Source organism: Oceanobacillus polygoni, assembly GCF_008304605.1.
Lineage (GTDB): Bacteria > Bacillota > Bacilli > Bacillales > Amphibacillaceae > Oceanobacillus > Oceanobacillus polygoni.
Genome location: NZ_PIJY01000010.1, coordinates 1 through 17,412 on the forward strand (window position 1 = coordinate 1; position 17,412 = coordinate 17,412).

The window sequence follows — 17,412 nt, forward strand, 5'->3', positions numbered from 1 at the left end:
AAACTACCAAAGATCATTATCAGCTTAATAAGTGTTCCTTTTTATTTATCGGAAACTGTATATTTTACTTTATCAGTTACAATAACCAAACGATTAAACGAAATCATCACCTTCCATGATCAAATCGAAACACTTTTTAAAGACTTGAAACAGGATTAGATAACAGACGATTCCGTTAAAGAATTAGAGAGTTGATTCATAGAGCATTCAGAAGCTCCTTCGAATTACTTAACTTTAGCAAAAACGTTTATAATGCATAAATAAGGGTATCATGGAGGATAGATTTTTTAATAAAATACGCTCTTTTTGTTTGACCTTTATTGACCATTCAGCTATTATGAAATTATATCCATAAAATGCACATTCAATAAGATGGATGAAAAGGATCGAGGCTGGCAGTTAGTCGAATGTCTACTGTTCTCGATGTTTCATTTTCACCGGACTTTTTGAACAGCTTTAAGTGGGTGTACGAAGTAACAGACTAAAGGAGGATTTACAATGAATTTAGTACCTACAGTTATTGAACAAACCAACCGTGGAGAGCGCGCATATGATATTTACTCACGTTTACTTAAAGACCGCATTATTTTACTAGGAAGTGGAATTGACGACAATGTGGCTAACTCAATCGTAGCCCAGTTGCTTTTCCTTGAAGCTGAAGATCCAGACAAAGATATTTCATTATACATCAACTCACCAGGTGGATCCATTACAGCTGGAATGGCGATTTACGATACGATGAATTTTATCAAGCCTGATGTATCTACAATTTGTATCGGTATGGCAGCATCAATGGGTGCATTCTTACTTACTGCTGGTGAAAAAGGGAAACGCTATGCATTACCGAATAGTGAAATTATGATTCACCAACCTCTGGGCGGAACCCAAGGGCAAGCAACAGATATTGAAATTCATGCGAAACGTATTATTGAAATTAAGCGTAGAATGAATGAAATTATGGCTGAAAAAACTGGTCAACCACTAGAAGTTATCGAGCGTGATACAGAGCGTGATAACTTTATGACAGCAACAGCATCTGTAGAATATGGTTTAATTGACAAAATCTTAGAGCGTAAAGAAGAAAAATAAGCACCAATAACTTGAGCCTACGAGAATAATTTTCTCGTAGGCTCTTTTACATTTTACACATAACAGTTAATCCATATGCTTTATATCGAAAAAATCTGTCTCTTTTAGGTCTATGTACAACCCTTCTTTAGTCAGATCTTTCTTTAAGGTTTTGCAACAAATGAAACGAGATGATCTACAGCCATCTGCTCATCGGCGCCATCACCAATTAATACAATATCTTCGCCCTTTGTAATAGCAAGGCTCATCAGCCCCATAATACTTTTTGCATTTACTTTCTTTCCGTCTTTCTCTAAAAATAAATTTGCAGAATAGCGATTAGCTTCCTGTACAAATTGTGCTGCCGGCCTAGCCTGCAACCCTGTCTCTAATTCAACTTTAACCGACCTTTCTATCAAATCATCCATCCTCCTCATTTTAGAAAACGCTATCATATGCTATCATGACAGAAATTACCTTCGCTGTATTTTATTATTTATGCAGATAGGAAAGTTTTAAACTTTTCTATCTGCTTGTGAAAAAAGTCTGTCTTTTTTTGATTAAACGGTAATCCTTTGAATTATCAGTATTATAACATGAATAGTGAAACAAATGTACTAATTTAATGACGATTTCTTTAAACCGTTTCACCACGTCGTATTTTAGCTGCGAAATCATCAATCTTTTTCAAACGATGGTTCACTCCAGATTTGGAAATCTTCCCACTGGTTACCAACTCTCCTAATTCCTTTAAGGATACATCCTCATGTTGAACACGAAGCTTTGCGATTTCCTGCAATTTTTCAGGCAATTGATCCAAGCCAACTGTTTTCTCGATTAGCTTTATATTTTCAATTTGCCTGAATGCTGCTCCAATTGTTTTATTTAAGTTTGCTGTTTCACAATTAACTAATCGATTGACAGAGTTTCGCATATCTCTTACGATTCGGACATCCTCAAATTTAAAAAGTGCATTATGCGCACCAATGATACTTAAAAACTCCGTAATCTTTTCAGCTTCTTTAATATAGACGATAAATCCATTCTTTCTCTCTAATGTACGAGCACGCAAATCAAAAGCATTTAATAATTCACATAATGCATTATTATGCTCTTGATAGAAATTAGAGATTTCAAGATGATAGGATGAAGTTTCTGGATTGTTAATCGAACCGCCTGCAAGAAATGCACCACGTAAATAGGACCTTCGACAGCATTCGCTTTCCAGATATTTTTTAGAAATTGTGCGAACGACCTTATAAGGTTCATGGATAATATCTAAGTCTTCCAAAAATGGTTCGACATCATCCTTCATCCGTACGATATATACATTATTTTTCTTCAATTTCATCTTTTTACGGACCAGTAGCTCCACTGGTAGTGAATAACTAGACTTAATTAATGTATATATTCTTCTTGCAATAGCTGCATTTTCTGTTTGTACATCAAGTGAATAGCCATATCTGGATAGTGAAACAACTCCATTCATTCGAATCAAAGCTGCAAGCTCTGCAATTTGACAACATTCTTCAACTTCCATTGTTGTTAATTCCTTTTTAATTTCCGAAGCAAAGGACATGCTACCCCCCCTTACCATTCCTCATAAATATGAGTTATTCTTTTTGTAGTGGTTGTTCAAAAAGCCCGTTCCTTCTTTTGAACACTTATAAGATTGAATATAATAACTTTGCAATTTTCGTATTATCATGCCGGACAGTAGCTTGTGAATGATCGATGATATCCCCTTCTATGATTCCAACTCCCATATCAATCAATCGTTCAGTATCATAGATAACTGGTGCCGCATTTTCTTCTGCATAAACAGCCTGAATCGACTTTTCAATTGGCTCATTATGTACGACAATCGCGTCAATACATCCTTCTCCAATATGATCCGTAATTGCTTGCACATGATCAGAAGCAGCATAGCCAGTGGTTTCACCGAATTGAGTCATGACATTACAAACATAAACAACTTTCGCCTTCGTTTCCTTGAGTGATTCTTTTACCTGGGGAATGATTAAATTGGGCATAATACTTGTATATAAGCTCCCTGGTGAGATGACGACTAAGTCCGCCGCCTCAATCGCTCTAACTGCATTCGGAAGTGGCTTAATTGGTTGTGGGCTTAAAAAAACACGCTTAATACGTTTATTCGAAAGTGGAATATTTGATTCTCCAGAAACAATTGTTCCATCCGTCATTTCTGCATGTAAAGACATGTTATCATTGGATATTGGATAAATCTTTCCTTTCACATTCAAAACGCGTGATATTTCCTTTATTCCGGTATTAAAATTACCTGTGACAGAAGTCATTGCAGCAAGTAGAAGATTACCTAAGGAGTGTCCAGATAGACCATTCCCCTCTGCGAATCGATGTTGAAATAATTCAAGCAGCATTGGCTCAGCATCCGATAATGCTGCAATTACATTTCGAATATCTCCAGGTGCTGGTATTGCCATCTCATTTCTTAAGCGACCACTACTGCCTCCATCATCAGCAACCGTTACGAGTGCTGTAAGCTCTATAGGCAAATCTTTAAGTCCTCTTAATAAAACCGGCATGCCTGTTCCACCACCGATAGCGACTACTCTGGGGAGTGTTTGATTATTCATGTTAATGTCCCTTTCTTTTATCAATATCCCGATGGCTGACATGCGTAATATGACCGATAGAGAGCTCTTTTGCAAAAAACTCAGCTAATGCCACAGAACGATGCTGTCCTCCAGTACACCCGATTGCTACAACAAGCTGCGATTTCCCCTCTTTTTTATATTGCGGAAGCATAAATTTTAACAAGTCTAGTACTTTGTCGTTAAATTTCTGCGTATCCGACCATTTAAAAACATAGGAAGCCACATCTTGATTCAGCCCTGTCAATGGTTGCAGGTTAGCGACATAATGGGGATTCGGTAAAAACCGTACATCAAATACCAGGTCCGCATCAATTGGAAGACCATACTTAAATCCAAAGGATAGGAAATGGACGGAAAAAATCTCCTGCTTTTCTTCCGAATAGACTTTTAGGATTTTCTCACGAAGGTCCCTCGGCTTTAGGTTCGTTGTATCAATAATACGCTGTGCCCTACCTCGGAGTTCATCCAGAATTTCACGTTCTTTTGTAATTCCGTTTAAAGGAAGTCCACCTGTCGCAAGTGGGTGTGATCGTCTCGTTTCTTTATAACGTGAAACAAGCGCTTCATCCTTCGCATCTAAAAATAGGATATGCTCATTTAGCCATTCCTCTTGACCAAGAACATCTAAAGCTTCAAATAACGAATCAAAAAATTCACGACCTCTTAAATCCATTACTAATGCTACTTTACGAATGTTGTTCGCGGAATCCTTCATCAGATCTAAAAACTTTGGCAACAGAGCAGGTGGAAGGTTATCTACGCAATAGTACCCCAAGTCTTCAAAACTCTGTATTGCTACTGTTTTTCCAGCTCCAGACATACCAGTAATAATAACCATGTTCGTTTCTTGTTCGATATTCATTTTGCTCTCTCCTTCTTATACATCATAAAAGGATGTTTGGTTCTGCGATTACTGTTCCTTTTGTATTCCATCTATACTAAGATATGCTGAGGTCAATATCTTACATTCATGATTAACTAACTTTTTTATTCAAGCTATCATTTCCATTATACTATGAACGAAAGCTTTCCAACAAGGAAATGAAAAAAGAGCATTTTTGATTAGAAAACTTGGTATTCACCAAGCTTTTCGGTGAATGCCTTAGTTGCACTTATGCAGATAAGTAAGTTTATTCTTCCTTATCTGTCAAAAATGGACAAACCTTGGCTCAAAAAAAAACACAGGTGACATACACCTGTGCAATGAACTAATTTATCTATTAAAAGGGGGTCAATTAGTTATTTATAGTGTACCCCATTTATGTTGCGAATGTATTACAACACCATTAAGAAGCAGTTACTATTGGTAAATTTTTTTACATATTTATTATTTATTTGCTGCTTTTAACGTTTCCGCAAGATCCTCAATATACTTAATTGCGGCTTCTGCTGCAATACTCCCATCACCAGTAGCTGTCACAATTTGTCGAAGTGTTTTTTCACGAATATCGCCCGCAGCAAAAATTCCCGGGAGCTTCGTTTCCATATTTTCATTTGTTGGAATATAACCTTCATCATTTGTAATACCAAGTGATTTAAACGGCTCACTAAGCGGGACCATTCCAATATAGACAAACACACCCTCAGCCGCAAATTCTTTCACTTCACCAGTTTTTTTATTTTCTAAGGTTACACTGCTTACCTTCCCATCAGGACCATTGATTGTATTTACGACAGTATCCCAAATGAAATCAATTTTTTCATTATCAAATGCGCGTTCTTGAATAATTTTCTGTGCGCGGAGTTCATCACGACGGTGAATAATCGTCACTTTATCAGCGAATCGAGTCAAATAGATTCCTTCTTCAACTGCTGAGTCTCCGCCGCCAATAACAACGAGATCTTTTTGTTTAAAGAAAGCTCCATCACACACAGCACAATAGGACACACCGCGTCCTCCGAGCTCTTCTTCGCCTTCAATACCTAATTTCTTGTACTGTGCTCCAGTTGCAATAATAATGGATCGCGTTTGAAACTCTTTGTTACTTGTGATAATTGTTTTATAATCCCCATGATCAATAACTTCTTTAATATCGCCATAAGCATATTCAGCACCAAATTTCTTGGCATGTTCAAACATCTTATTCGATAAATCTGGTCCTAAGATATGATCATAACCCGGATAGTTTTCCACATCTTCGGTATTCGCCATTTGTCCCCCAGGTATACCTCGCTCTAGCATCAATGTATCTAAGTTTGCACGGGATGCATAAACTGCAGCAGTCATTCCTGCTGGCCCCGCTCCCGCGATAATCACATCATACATACGTTCTTCGGACATTAAAATCGCCCCTTCGATTTATATATATTTTTACCATATTCAGTGTATAAAATCCTGCAACTCTCGTCTATCTTTCTGCTCAAGAAAAGTTATTTATCTGTTGTCGCTAACTCCATGGTCCATCTTCTTGCGAGAGTGTCGGATGTTTCTTACAACCTTCTTCCCATAGTGCCAGTGCTTTGCCTGGATCACCAGTTTGATATGCGGACACACTGTACCATTTATAATAGGAAAGATGATTCTTCACTTTTTCTTTTATTAACGAACGAAAACGTGCGAAAGCCTCTTCGTGATTTCCGGTTCTTGAAAAGGTAACCGCTATTCGTAGCTTCTGCTGTTCATGAATTGGATATATGTTATTTAATACATGTATATGTTTTTCATATTTCTGTTTCTCATTCATTTCATAATAAAATAAGGCCAGATTTATGTGACTATACAACGCATTTGGATCATCCTTTAACATATCTAACTCTAGTTGTACAGCTTCCTCTTGTTTTCCAGTGAAAAACAACGCCTGTGTATAATCATGCTGTGCCATTGTATATTCCGGAAAAAGGAGCTTCATTTCTTCAAGAAGGGGCATTGCTTTATCCCATTCCTTATTTTCCATATGATAAAACACTGTCTCCTGTAAAATTAATAGCTCATCTTCATCCTCAAAAAACCAATCTTCATCATCTTCATCGTCTTCGATATCAAGCACTTCGATTAAGCTTTTTGCTTCTTCGCTAAACTCTCCATTTGGTTCTCTTTCCAAATAAGAATTCGCATATTTTTTTGCATCATTTAATAGTCCAAGATGTGCATAATTGTTAGCTATCAAATAATAACAATCAATATAGTCACTTGATTGTAAAACATTGGTTAGTAGTTGATTTGCTGTATGGTACGCACCAGTTTCTGTATATATAATCGACATCTGGCATTTATATAAGGCTTCATCAGGATTTTGCTCAATCGCTTTTTTCAACCATTTTATCGCTACATCGAACTTTCTTTTTTGAAAAGCCTCTACACCTTTCGTAAAATAAAATTCTCCTTCTGGAATAAAAGGGATGATCTTATTCGATTTCATTTCCTTATTTTTCTTCACGTGCATAGGTCTCCCCCTAAATTCGCAACATCCGACAAGATTATACCATAGATCGAGTGCTATTCCTACAAGATTGGAAGAAAACTGGAACTAATTTGTACCATTTTAAAAAGAATGTCGAATAAAGTGGTTATTTTATATGCGTATTGTTTTTTTACGTTTAAAAGTCCAATGCTTCCGAATATAAAAAAAGCCAACTGAGGTTGACTTTTTTTATGCTATTCCTATTATTACATTGCAGTTACAGCCTCATGAAGTATCACATTCAGTTCTTCGGTATAATTCTCTTTCTGCTCCGCATTCCATTTAAAACTTTTTGCCATATAGTCGATCACCGGCTGCTTGTGTAGTTCAACCCAGTCGATATCAAAAAATAAAGCTCCGGTACGTCTTACAAAAAAGTCTACCGGTTTATAGGTCATTTCAAAATCAATTGCATAGTTCAATTCAACCAATACGATTGGATCGATTCCTTCTTGCTCTGCTAGTTTTTTGTTGTTTTGATAAGCTTGGAAAAGAATATCTACATTCGAACCATACCTTGCAATCAGTTTTTTAGCCGCTCCTTCTTCCATCCCTAATTGCAATCCTTCTTCCAACTTATTCTTTTTAAATTCCTGGAATCCACTAGATCCACCGACATCTCCACCGGAAATCGGAAGATGTTTTGTCTCACTAGCAGAATAAAGCAGCCCCTCTTCTTGTTTAAATTGATCTGCAATTAAATCTACTGCTTCTTTAGCCATTTTTCGATAACCTGTCAGCTTGCCGCCTGCCATTGAAATTAATCCTGTTTCAGATATAAATATTTCATCCTTACGTGATATTTCACTTGGACTAGTAGCTCCTTCTTCCGCGATAAGTGGTCTTAGTCCTGCCCAACTTGACTCAATTTGCTCCGCTTTTATTTTCGTCGATGGAAACATATATGCAATGGCATCTAGCAAGTAATCCCGATCTTCTGCGGTTACGAGTGGATGAGCAATTGATCCACTGTATGTCGTATCGGTTGTTCCAACATACGTCTTGTTATCACGTGGAATTGCGAAAATCATTCGACCATCGGGCGTGTCAAAATAAACCGCTTGCTGCAGTGGAAAGACCTCCTGTGAAAATACGAGATGCACGCCTTTTGTTAAATGCAAGGATTTCCCTTGCTTGGAACCATCCATTTCCCGAACTTCATCAACCCAGGGTCCAGTAGCACTAATGATTTTTTTTGCGAATATTTTAGATGTTTTTCCATTTAATTGGTCTTCAACAACAACTCCAACTACTTTTGATTTGTCATAAATAAAATCAGTCACCTTTGCATAGTTAATTGCCTGTACACCATGCTCAACAGCCTTTTTCACGACTTCCATCGTCAGTCTTGCGTCATCTGTTTTATACTCCACATAAAAGCCTGCTCCTTTTAAACCTTCCCTTTTTAAAAGCGGCTCTTTCTGTAATGCCTGCTCTCTGCTTAACATTTTTCGTCGTTCTGTTTTTTTTACACTTGCAAGGAAATCATACACTCTTAATCCGATATTACTTGTAAACGGCCCCAGTGTGCTCCCTTTATGAAATGGGAGCATCATCCATTCTGGTGTTGTGACATGTGGACCATTTTCATAAACAACAGCACGCTCTTTCCCTACATCTGCAACCATTTTTATCTCAAACTGCTGCAAATAACGCAAACCACCATGGACAAGCTTTGTTGACCGGCTGGAAGTCCCAGCAGCAAAATCCTGCATCTCCACTAAACCTGTTTTCATTCCCCTAATAATTGCATCTAGTGCAATTCCAGCACCAGTTATCCCTCCGCCAATCACAAGTACATCTAGGGCTTCACGTTCTAATTTATTCAGCACTTCGTTTCTATTATAGCTTGAAAATAATGTCATTTTATCCTCTCCCTTGAAACTTCTGTTATTCTAGCTAGCTATACCCTTTTAACTGAACGTTCATGTGAGAAAATAAAAAGAACCGCAAACATACTAATGCATCTTTGCACTAGTCGTTTGCGGTTCTCCATTTCTCCGTCCAATACGTATTAACTTAATTACATCATAGCATATTCAAACTGCCATGTACAGTAATTAGCTATCCATCTAAAAAATAGTTAAAACGCTTTCTCTACAGCATCATAAACTTCTTGCAAACTTTTCCCCATGCCAGATTCCACTGCTCCAACATATGCACCTTCCACTAATGGTGCTTCCGATAGCATTACCTCAGCAGGTTCTGCCATTTCAATCGCCATTTCCGCATTCATCTTCGCACTTCCTATATCGTAAAACAGAATTACTCCCTTTCCATAATCAGCACGATGTATGGCCTCCATAATCTTATCGATACTTGTACCAATATCATTTTCTTCCGTGCCACCTGCTGTTATAACTGGAATATTCGTGATTACTTGTGAAATAAGCTCCTTTAAACCTTCTGCAATTTTTGAACTATGAGAAATTAAAACAATACCGACACGATCCATCTTTAGCCTTCCCCCTTGATCACTTCTGACAATGCCTCAAAAATATAAAATGAAGATGCGGCACCAGGGTCAATATGTCCAATCGATTTTTCTTTAAAATAGGACGCTCTCCCTTTCGTAGCCATTATTTCTTTTGTTTGTTCCATCGCTTGTTTAGCGGTTTGAGTAACCTCGTCTGCTTGAACATTAGTTGTTACTTTGAAATAATTCACAACTGGAGACCATACATCGACCATCGTCTTTTCTCCTGTAGTTGCTTTTCCGCGTTGCATAATGCCGGCAAGTGCATCTTCCAAACCCTTTGTAAATGCATCCTGATTAATTGGATCTATTCCTTTTACCCCCATTGAAAACCGAAGAAAAGCAGTACCAAACAATGGTCCAGAAGCACCGCCAACTTTGGACATTAAAATCATTGCTGTATCCTTTAATACATCGGAAACCGTGGTGTAATCCTTTGTTTTGACTTGGTTTACAACTTCGTGAAATCCTCGTGACATATTAATGCCATGGTCACTATCTCCGACTGCTTGGTCTAATGCAGTTAAATAATCTTTATTTAGCTGTATTTTCTCATTTGTTTTTTCAAGCCACTGAATTATATCCTTTACATGAAGTTCCACCGTGTACCTCCTCAATTACGAAATGCTGGTGCTTCTGACGTTGCATCTAGCAAGGTTTTTAATTCATCGTCCAATTTCAACAATGTAACAGAACAACCTGTCATTTCCAATGCTGTCATATATTCACCAACAAACGTTTTATAAATGTGTATACCCTTTTCAGTTAATAGTTGATTAACTTTTTTATTTACAATATACAGTTCCATTTCCGGTGTAGATCCTAACCCATTGACCATAACAGCTACTTCTTCATTGTTATTTAAATCCATATCTGTTAAAATCTTTTCCGTTAATTCCGAGGCGATTTCATCCGCTGTCGTTATTGGCTTCCTTTCGATTCCAGCTTCACCATGAATACCAATTCCGATTTCCATTTCATTTTCTTCAAGATGGAAGCTTGGTTTACCGGCAGCTGGTACAGTGCATGGAGTTAAAGCCATCCCCATAGAGCGCGTTTGATTTACGACTTTTTCAGCAACTGTCTTTACTTCTTCCAGTGTAGCACCTTGTTCTGCAATAGCACCCGCAATTTTGTGAACAAAAACCGTTCCCGCTATTCCCCTTCTTCCTATTGTAAATGAGCTATCCTCCACCGCCACATCATCATTGACGATAACCTTGTCTACTTGTATACCTTCGGCTTCAGCTAACTCCATGGCCATTTCAAAATTAAGTACATCTCCCGTGTAGTTCTTAATAATTAAAAATACACCTTTCCCACCGTCAACAGCTTTTATAGCTTCATAGATCTGATCCGGAGTAGGAGATGTAAATACTTCGCCAACTACAGCGGCATCAAGCATTCCCTTACCTACATAACCAGCATGTGCTGGTTCGTGTCCACTTCCCCCACCACTCACTAAGCCTACTTTACCTGATACGGGAGCTTCGCTTCTCGTAATTGCAGTCGTAGCGGGAATTTGCTTTAATTCATTCGGATAAGCGGCAATCATCCCTGCAAGCATATCTTGAACAACGCGATTCGGATCATTCATAATTTTCTTCATCTCAACCTTGCCTCCTCGTCCATCTATATGTTTTATAAAAAGAGATCAAATTCTGTTATGAAAATTGATCTCTTTTAAGCTTTATTATTTAAATGATCTCGTAGCTTCTACCGCCTTTTTCCATCCTGCGTAAAGTTCATTCCTTCTTTCTTCATCCATGTTATCTTCAAATGTCCGATCATTTAACCATTGCTCTTTGATTTCATCCTTGTCTTGCCAAAAACCAACAGCAAGACCTGCTAGATAAGCCGCTCCTAAAGCTGTTGTTTCCTGTACAACAGGACGTTCTACAGAAACGCCAAGCACATCACTTTGGAATTGCATTAAGAAATCATTTTTGACCGCACCGCCATCAACTCGTAATGTTTTTAAATCAATATCTGAATCTGCAATCATTGCATCAAGCACATCCTTCGTTTGATATGCTAGTGATTCCAATGTTGCTCGAATAAAATGCTCTTTTGTCGTACCGCGTGTAAGACCGAAAACGGCACCTCTTGCATCACTATCCCAATAAGGCGTCCCTAAGCCTACAAACGCAGGAACCATATAAACACCATCTGTAGAATCTACTTGTGTTGCAAATACTTCACTATCTGGGCTCGATTCAATTAGTTTCAATCCATCACGCAGCCATTGAATTGCAGAACCAGCAACAAAGATACTTCCTTCCAACGCATATTCTACTTTCCCATCAACACCCCATGCTAAGGTTGTCAATAACCCATGCTCTGACTTTACTGCTTTTTCTCCAGTATTCATGAGCATAAAACAACCCGTACCATACGTATTTTTCGCCATTCCCTTTTCAAAGCAAGCCTGACCAAAGAGTGCTGCTTGCTGATCACCTGCAATACCTGCAATTGGAATTTCATGACCAAAGAAGTGATAGCCAACCGTTTTTGCATAAACTTCTGATGACTGGCGAACTTCGGGAAGCATCGACTTCGGAACTGTCAAAATCTCTAATAATTCATCATCCCATTTAAGATCATAAATATTAAAAAGCAATGTTCTGGATGCATTGGAATAATCCGTAATATGTGCTGCTCCTCCAGAAAGTTTATACACCAACCAACTATCTATAGTCCCAAATAATAGATTACCAGCTTCTGCTTTTTCCCTTGCACCTTCCACATTATCTAAAATCCATTTCACTTTTGTTCCAGAAAAATAAGGATCAATTAATAAACCTGTTTTATCACGAATTAATTCTTCATGTCCTTGCTCTTTTAATTCTCTGCAAATAGCTTCTGTTTGGCGTGATTGCCAGACGATTGCCTTATAAACAGGCTTTCCTGTCAATTTGTCCCATACGACCGCTGTCTCTCGTTGGTTCGTAATCCCGATACCAGCAACCTGATCCGGATTAATATCGGCTTTACGCAATACATCAGCTATACAGGCAAGTACAGAAGTCCATATTTCATTAGCATCATGCTCCACCCAGCCAGGCTTCGGAAAGAATTGTTCAAATTCTCGTTGAGCAGTTTCCACAATTTCTCCCTTATGATTAAATAAAATTGCCCGCGAACTTGTTGTACCTTGATCCAATGATAAAATGAATTGTTCAGTCATTTTTATCCCCCTATACAATTTTTTTATTTAAATTATTTTGAGCTGAGTTATTTTTTTTCAATTCTTTATTAGCTGCCCCAATTATAAGTATGACAACAAAAGCACTCAATATCCAGAATAGTGCTGAAAAATTACCAAGAAATATCGCATGATAGAATACTGCACCATACACACCGCCAATAATCGGCCCTACGACAGGAACCCATGCATACCCCCAGTCTGAACCACCTTTTCCGGGTATTGGAAGAAGGGCATGGGCAATTCTTGGACCAAGGTCACGAGCTGGATTAATCGCATATCCTGTTGCTCCACCTAAAGACATCCCGATAGCGACAATCAATGCACCAACAATTAAAGGATTTAACCCATTCGTAAATTCATTAGCACCAATAAACATAAGGCCAAGTAATAAAACAAAAGTTCCAATCATCTCACTCAGTAAATTAGAGAAAGGACTTCTCACTGCTGGATCTGTTGCAAATACAGCTAGCTTTGCTCCTTGGTCTTCCGTTTCTCTCCAGTGTGGCAAATAATTTAGGAATACGATTATTCCACCAATGAAGGCACCAATCATTTGGGCGCTTACATACATTGGAACCTTAGCCCAAGGAAACTCACCAACAGCAGCGAAACCAATTGTCACCGCCGGGTTTATGTGTGCACCTGTAAAGTTTCCAACCGCATATACCCCCATTGTAACGGCTAGCCCCCAACCAATGGTAATGAGTACCCATCCAGTTCCTTCAGCTTTTGATTTTTTTAGTACAACTCCCCCGACAACACCTCCACCAAAGATAATTAGGATCATGGTACCAATCAACTCAGCGACAAATTCAGACATACAAACACCCCTTTTTAATGTTAATCTCTTAATCAAGTTAATTCGGCGTACGAAAAAAAACCCACACTTCAATAAACATACTTTTCTTTTAGAAAGGTACGATTGAAATGTAGGTCTCCTAGTCTCCACCACATCATTAACTTGTCTTATCATATTAACCGACACTGTAAGCGTTGTCAATAGGGTTTATTTATTTTGTTAATAATTTTATAGTCTTTTAACGTTAACAGACCATAAGCTTGTTTTTGAAGTTGATACTGCAACTGCTCCCGCATCACAGGCTGCTTGGACTTCCTCTTTTGTTGTAATCAAACCTCCAGCGATAACTGGCAGCTTTGTTTGTTCATATACTTGTTGAATCACACTCGGCATTAGTCCTGGTAATACTTCGATACAATCCGGTTGAAATCGGTTGATAAGCTTTAAGTTTTGGTCTAGAGCTAAACTATCCAATAAAAACATACGCTGAATTGCTAGAAGCTTGTGTTTCTTTGCAAGCTGAATAATATTTCCTCTCGTTGATAAAATACCATCCGGCTTCACTTCACGGATTAAGAACTCCATGCCGTACTCGTCCGATTTTAAGCCTTGTATCAAATCAAAATGAACCAATACCTGTTTATTAGCTCGCTTTGCATAAGCAACAAGGCTCTTTAATTGAGCAAGTCGCGACTCGAGAATAACGATGGAATCTTGGTCCGTTTCTAGCGCTTTATCAAAATCCTTCATTTTTCGTATTGCTGGAAGTATTCCACTTGGTACATCCACGACTGTCACCTACTTTATATTTCATCCATATCCCGCTTTTCCATCTCTTCTTTAGTATAAATTAACCGCATCGGATTTCCACCAACAAAAGCACCCGGCGGAACATCTTTATGTACGAGTGTACCTGCCGAGACAATTGCATGATCACCAATCGTAACCCCAGGAAGAATGGTCGAATTGGCTCCGATCATGACTTCATCGCCAATTATAACGTCACCAATTCGATATTCTTTTATTAAATATTCATGTGCCAGAATCGTTGTGTTATAGCCAATGATACTATTACCTCCCACAGAAATCCTCTCAGGGAACATAATATCCGGCATAACCATTAATGCAAAGGAGGTCTGTTTACCAATTTCCATTTTTAGAAAAGTACGATAAAGCCAATTCTTCATGCTTAAAAATGGCGTATATCTTGCAAGCTGGATAATAATGAAGTTTTTCATTACCTTCCAAAAAGGAACTGTCTTGTAGATTTGCCATAATGAATTTGAGCTTTCCACTTTAAATCGTTCCGTTTTACGCATCGCTTACACTCCTACAATTTTTAGCAAATCGGTCATTTCTTCTAGCATATAGGTTGGTTCATACGTTAAAAGTCTCTCTTTTCCCTTAGCAGACCAGGCTACACCTGCCGTCATAACACCTGCGCTTTTTCCTGCTTCAATATCATGGTGATTATCTCCAACCATCAATGTGGTGCTTGCATTTGCTCCCAGTGCTTCCATCGCTTTAAGCACTGGTTCTGGATGTGGCTTTGGATTTATAACATCGTCGAATGTAATCACCGTTTCAAAAAAGCGATCTAATCCAGTTAATTTTAAGCCCATATGTACTCCTTTGGACATCTTAGTCGACACGACACCAAGCTGGATATTCTGTTTTTGCAATTGCTCCATTGTTTCAAGGACATACGGAAACGCTGTTACATAATTATCGTGCTCAGCTAAATTATGCTTTCTATAGGTTACTATCATATTGTCTGCATTTATCGGATCAATGCTTCGGAACGTTTCAATTAACGGTGGACCGTTAAATTCTAGTATCTCCTCAGGAGTAAACGTTAGATTATATTGCTCAAATGTATGTAAGAAGGATGCATTAATTAACCCATTCGTATCAATTAATGTACCGTCCAAATCAAAGAGTATTGTATGAATGTTCATGTGATGTTTCCTTTCTTTTCTTACGTTCTTTACTATTCCAAATAGAGGCAATGACCATCGTCAGGACAATTGCCGTCGTTAAGCGAATGACAAGCAATGGCCAAACGGGGATGCCTAGCGGGATAAATACAAGTGTGTCCTCTACAACCGCGTGACAGGAAACCAGGAAGATGAGTGCCAAATACATGTCTTTTTTCGATACCCCATCCTCTTTTACTGCTTGAATCATTAGTCCAGCTCCAAAAGCCAATCCAACCGTTAAACCTGCAACCATTGTCATCGATGTGTTTTTGTCCATTCCCAACAGTTTCATAAATGGAGCAAGCATGTTGGACATAGCTGTAAGCAAGCCTTTCTCACGCATTATTTGGATAATCATCATTAATGGAATGACAATTAATGCCAACTGTAGTATAGCTAGTAGAGCTGTTTGCATACCATGCAAGGCAATTTCAACCCAACCATTCAATACGACCTCAGATGATGCCACAAACCCATATTGCGCTAATTCAGATCCACCATTCCATACAAGATTAATAACAAATGCTGAAGTGATGGCAAGACCTACACGCACACCAACAATTAGCCACCAATTGACACCGACTTTGGTTGCAACTGCAGATTCGACGAATAAATTATGCGAAAAGGAAAGCATCATTGCCATAATAAATACTTCTTTTACTGTAAAATCAAATGAAATAATTGCTGCTATTCCTGCATATAAATTCAATGTGTTTCCTAGAACTAAAGGAACTGCAGCTTCCCCTGGAAGGCCAATCAACCCCATTGCCGGTGTTAATAAATTTATAATCCACGGCAATACAGGGGTAAACTGCAGAATTGTAACAATTAATGTAATTGGAAAAATTACCTTACCTAAGGTCAACGTTGTTTTCAAACCTTGTTGTAAACCTCGGTTTAACATTCCGGTCATTCCGTAACCCTCTCCTTCAAAATAGTGGAACCATGTTCAAAAAAACATATTTATTTTTTCTTCTTTTTACGCTTCTTTTTCTTATTATGGGTGTTCTTTTTTTCTGTAATTGGAACATCATTATAGCGTATCGTTGTCGCCCGACGACGATAGAGAATTAAAATAATTGATACGGTTATTATAATGATCGAAATGACCTGAGCCGTACGTAATTCACCGAAAACGTATAAACTATCTGTTCTAAGTCCTTCAATAAAGAATCTACCAATCGAGTAAAGTATCGCATAACTAAGGAATATTTCACCTCGTAATGGATTATATCTTCTCATTAGGATTAGAAGCGTGAACACGACAATATTCCAAAAGGACTCATATAAAAATGTCGGATGATACATAACACCATCAATCGTCATCTGATTCATAATAAAATCAGGTAAATATTGATGAAAGCTTTCATATGTAGATTGCGAAATCGGCCCTCCGTGTGCTTCCTGATTCATAAAGTTTCCCCAACGACCAATTGCTTGACCAAGAATTAAACTTGGCGCAAGAATATCTGCTAATTGCCAGAAAGAAACATTCCTAACTTTTGAGAAAACAATTGCTGTTAACACGCCACCAATAATCGCTCCATGAATAGCAATGCCGCCTTCCCAAATGGCAAATACACTCCACCACGGGCCACCTACATAACGCTCCCATTCAAAGGTAACATAGTATATTCTGGCAAAAATAATGGCGATTGGTACGGCAAAGACAATGAAATCAATTAATAAATCCTTTTGTAATCCTAAACGATTTGCTTCTTTTGTCGCTAAATAAACTCCCAATATTGCTCCAAAAGCGATGATAATCCCATACCAATAAATCGTAAATGGACCCAATTCTAAAAATACCCTGTCTAAGGCAGGTGCTGTTAAGATCAAGTC

General features: G+C 38.2%; 18 protein-coding genes. 1 reads left to right on the forward strand and 17 read right to left on the reverse strand.

Features of this window, described 5'->3' with window-relative positions; translation table 11 throughout:
- Positions 1-498: 498 nt before the first annotated feature.
- Positions 499-1,089 (forward strand): ATP-dependent Clp endopeptidase proteolytic subunit ClpP, encoded by a 591-nt coding sequence (clpP, locus tag F1560_RS03780; protein WP_149473311.1) that lies wholly within the window; start codon positions 499-501, stop codon positions 1,087-1,089.
- 143 nt (positions 1,090-1,232) lie between these two features.
- Here the strand turns inward: clpP and F1560_RS03785 are convergent, their stop codons facing one another.
- The 17 genes from F1560_RS03785 to lgt all read right to left on the reverse strand — a co-directional run bounded on the left by F1560_RS03785 (position 1,233) and on the right by lgt (position 17,409).
- Positions 1,233-1,487: an HPr family phosphocarrier protein gene (locus F1560_RS03785; protein ID WP_149473312.1), complete on the reverse strand. Its 255-nt coding sequence runs from the start codon at positions 1,485-1,487 to the stop codon at positions 1,233-1,235.
- A gap of 218 nt (positions 1,488-1,705) precedes the next feature.
- Complete coding sequence (gene whiA, locus F1560_RS03790) at positions 1,706-2,647, reverse strand: DNA-binding protein WhiA (protein ID WP_149473313.1); 942 nt, start codon at positions 2,645-2,647, stop codon at positions 1,706-1,708.
- Positions 2,648-2,732: 85 nt separating this feature from the next.
- A complete protein-coding gene (locus F1560_RS03795; RefSeq protein ID WP_149473314.1) occupies positions 2,733-3,686 on the reverse strand; it encodes a gluconeogenesis factor YvcK family protein in 954 nt (317 codons plus the stop codon).
- Position 3,687: 1 nt separating this feature from the next.
- On the reverse strand, positions 3,688-4,569 hold the full coding sequence (gene rapZ / locus F1560_RS03800) for an RNase adapter RapZ (protein WP_149473315.1): 882 nt from the start codon (positions 4,567-4,569) through the stop codon (positions 3,688-3,690).
- 465 nt (positions 4,570-5,034) lie between these two features.
- Positions 5,035-5,988 (reverse strand): thioredoxin-disulfide reductase, encoded by a 954-nt coding sequence (gene trxB / locus F1560_RS03805; protein ID WP_149473316.1) that lies wholly within the window; start codon positions 5,986-5,988, stop codon positions 5,035-5,037.
- 106 nt (positions 5,989-6,094) lie between these two features.
- A complete protein-coding gene (locus tag F1560_RS03810) occupies positions 6,095-7,090 on the reverse strand; it encodes a tetratricopeptide repeat protein (protein ID WP_149473317.1) in 996 nt (331 codons plus the stop codon).
- Between the two features lie 224 nt (positions 7,091-7,314).
- Positions 7,315-8,973 carry a glycerol-3-phosphate dehydrogenase/oxidase gene (locus tag F1560_RS03815; protein ID WP_149473318.1) on the reverse strand — a complete coding sequence of 553 codons (1,659 nt, stop codon included), beginning with the start codon at positions 8,971-8,973 and terminating at the stop codon, positions 7,315-7,317.
- A 218-nt stretch (positions 8,974-9,191) separates the two neighbouring features.
- Complete coding sequence (gene dhaM, locus F1560_RS03820) at positions 9,192-9,563, reverse strand: dihydroxyacetone kinase phosphoryl donor subunit DhaM (RefSeq protein ID WP_149473319.1); 372 nt, start codon at positions 9,561-9,563, stop codon at positions 9,192-9,194.
- 2 nt (positions 9,564-9,565) lie between these two features.
- On the reverse strand, positions 9,566-10,186 hold the full coding sequence (gene dhaL, locus F1560_RS03825; protein WP_149473320.1) for a dihydroxyacetone kinase subunit DhaL: 621 nt from the start codon (positions 10,184-10,186) through the stop codon (positions 9,566-9,568).
- 11 nt (positions 10,187-10,197) lie between these two features.
- Positions 10,198-11,193: a dihydroxyacetone kinase subunit DhaK gene (gene dhaK / locus F1560_RS03830; protein ID WP_149473321.1), complete on the reverse strand. Its 996-nt coding sequence runs from the start codon at positions 11,191-11,193 to the stop codon at positions 10,198-10,200.
- Between the two features lie 84 nt (positions 11,194-11,277).
- Complete coding sequence (glpK, locus tag F1560_RS03835) at positions 11,278-12,771, reverse strand: glycerol kinase GlpK (protein ID WP_149473322.1); 1,494 nt, start codon at positions 12,769-12,771, stop codon at positions 11,278-11,280.
- Positions 12,772-12,781: 10 nt separating this feature from the next.
- A complete protein-coding gene (locus tag F1560_RS03840) occupies positions 12,782-13,612 on the reverse strand; it encodes an MIP/aquaporin family protein (protein WP_149473323.1) in 831 nt (276 codons plus the stop codon).
- Between the two features lie 207 nt (positions 13,613-13,819).
- The gene (locus tag F1560_RS03845; RefSeq protein WP_149473324.1) at positions 13,820-14,380 is read right to left on the reverse strand and encodes a glycerol-3-phosphate responsive antiterminator; all 561 of its coding nucleotides are present in this window, start codon (positions 14,378-14,380) and stop codon (positions 13,820-13,822) included.
- 14 nt (positions 14,381-14,394) lie between these two features.
- Positions 14,395-14,910, reverse strand: a complete 516-nt coding sequence (locus F1560_RS03850; RefSeq protein WP_149473325.1) for an acyltransferase — start codon at positions 14,908-14,910, stop codon at positions 14,395-14,397.
- Between the two features lie 3 nt (positions 14,911-14,913).
- A complete protein-coding gene (gene ppaX / locus F1560_RS03855) occupies positions 14,914-15,549 on the reverse strand; it encodes a pyrophosphatase PpaX (RefSeq protein ID WP_149473326.1) in 636 nt (211 codons plus the stop codon).
- Positions 15,524-16,483, reverse strand: a complete 960-nt coding sequence (locus F1560_RS03860) for a nucleoside recognition domain-containing protein (protein ID WP_149473327.1) — start codon at positions 16,481-16,483, stop codon at positions 15,524-15,526. Before F1560_RS03860 ends, ppaX begins: the two co-directional genes overlap by 26 nt.
- A 50-nt stretch (positions 16,484-16,533) precedes the next feature.
- Positions 16,534-17,409: a prolipoprotein diacylglyceryl transferase gene (gene lgt, locus F1560_RS03865; protein ID WP_149473328.1), complete on the reverse strand. Its 876-nt coding sequence runs from the start codon at positions 17,407-17,409 to the stop codon at positions 16,534-16,536.
- Between the last annotated feature and the right edge of the window lie 3 nt (positions 17,410-17,412).

What these genes read in the sequence shown, in the direction of transcription:
- F1560_RS03815 (WP_149473318.1), bottom strand. Translation starts at nt 8,973, where the DNA reads ATGACATTATTTTCAAGCTATAATAGAAACGAAGTGCTGAATAAATTA.
- rapZ (WP_149473315.1), bottom strand. Translation starts at nt 4,569, where the DNA reads ATGAATATCGAACAAGAAACGAACATGGTTATTATTACTGGTATGTCT.
- trxB (WP_149473316.1), bottom strand. Translation starts at nt 5,988, where the DNA reads ATGTCCGAAGAACGTATGTATGATGTGATTATCGCGGGAGCGGGGCCA.
- F1560_RS03810 (WP_149473317.1), bottom strand. Translation starts at nt 7,090, where the DNA reads ATGCACGTGAAGAAAAATAAGGAAATGAAATCGAATAAGATCATCCCT.
- F1560_RS03840 (WP_149473323.1), bottom strand. Translation starts at nt 13,612, where the DNA reads ATGTCTGAATTTGTCGCTGAGTTGATTGGTACCATGATCCTAATTATC.
- F1560_RS03795 (WP_149473314.1), bottom strand. Translation starts at nt 3,686, where the DNA reads ATGAATAATCAAACACTCCCCAGAGTAGTCGCTATCGGTGGTGGAACA.
- dhaK (WP_149473321.1), bottom strand. Translation starts at nt 11,193, where the DNA reads ATGAAGAAAATTATGAATGATCCGAATCGCGTTGTTCAAGATATGCTT.
- dhaM (WP_149473319.1), bottom strand. Translation starts at nt 9,563, where the DNA reads ATGGATCGTGTCGGTATTGTTTTAATTTCTCATAGTTCAAAAATTGCA.
- ppaX (WP_149473326.1), bottom strand. Translation starts at nt 15,549, where the DNA reads ATGAACATTCATACAATACTCTTTGATTTGGACGGTACATTAATTGAT.
- whiA (WP_149473313.1), bottom strand. Translation starts at nt 2,647, where the DNA reads ATGTCCTTTGCTTCGGAAATTAAAAAGGAATTAACAACAATGGAAGTT.
- F1560_RS03860 (WP_149473327.1), bottom strand. Translation starts at nt 16,483, where the DNA reads ATGACCGGAATGTTAAACCGAGGTTTACAACAAGGTTTGAAAACAACG.
- glpK (WP_149473322.1), bottom strand. Translation starts at nt 12,771, where the DNA reads ATGACTGAACAATTCATTTTATCATTGGATCAAGGTACAACAAGTTCG.
- clpP (WP_149473311.1), top strand. Translation starts at nt 499, where the DNA reads ATGAATTTAGTACCTACAGTTATTGAACAAACCAACCGTGGAGAGCGC.
- F1560_RS03850 (WP_149473325.1), bottom strand. Translation starts at nt 14,910, where the DNA reads ATGCGTAAAACGGAACGATTTAAAGTGGAAAGCTCAAATTCATTATGG.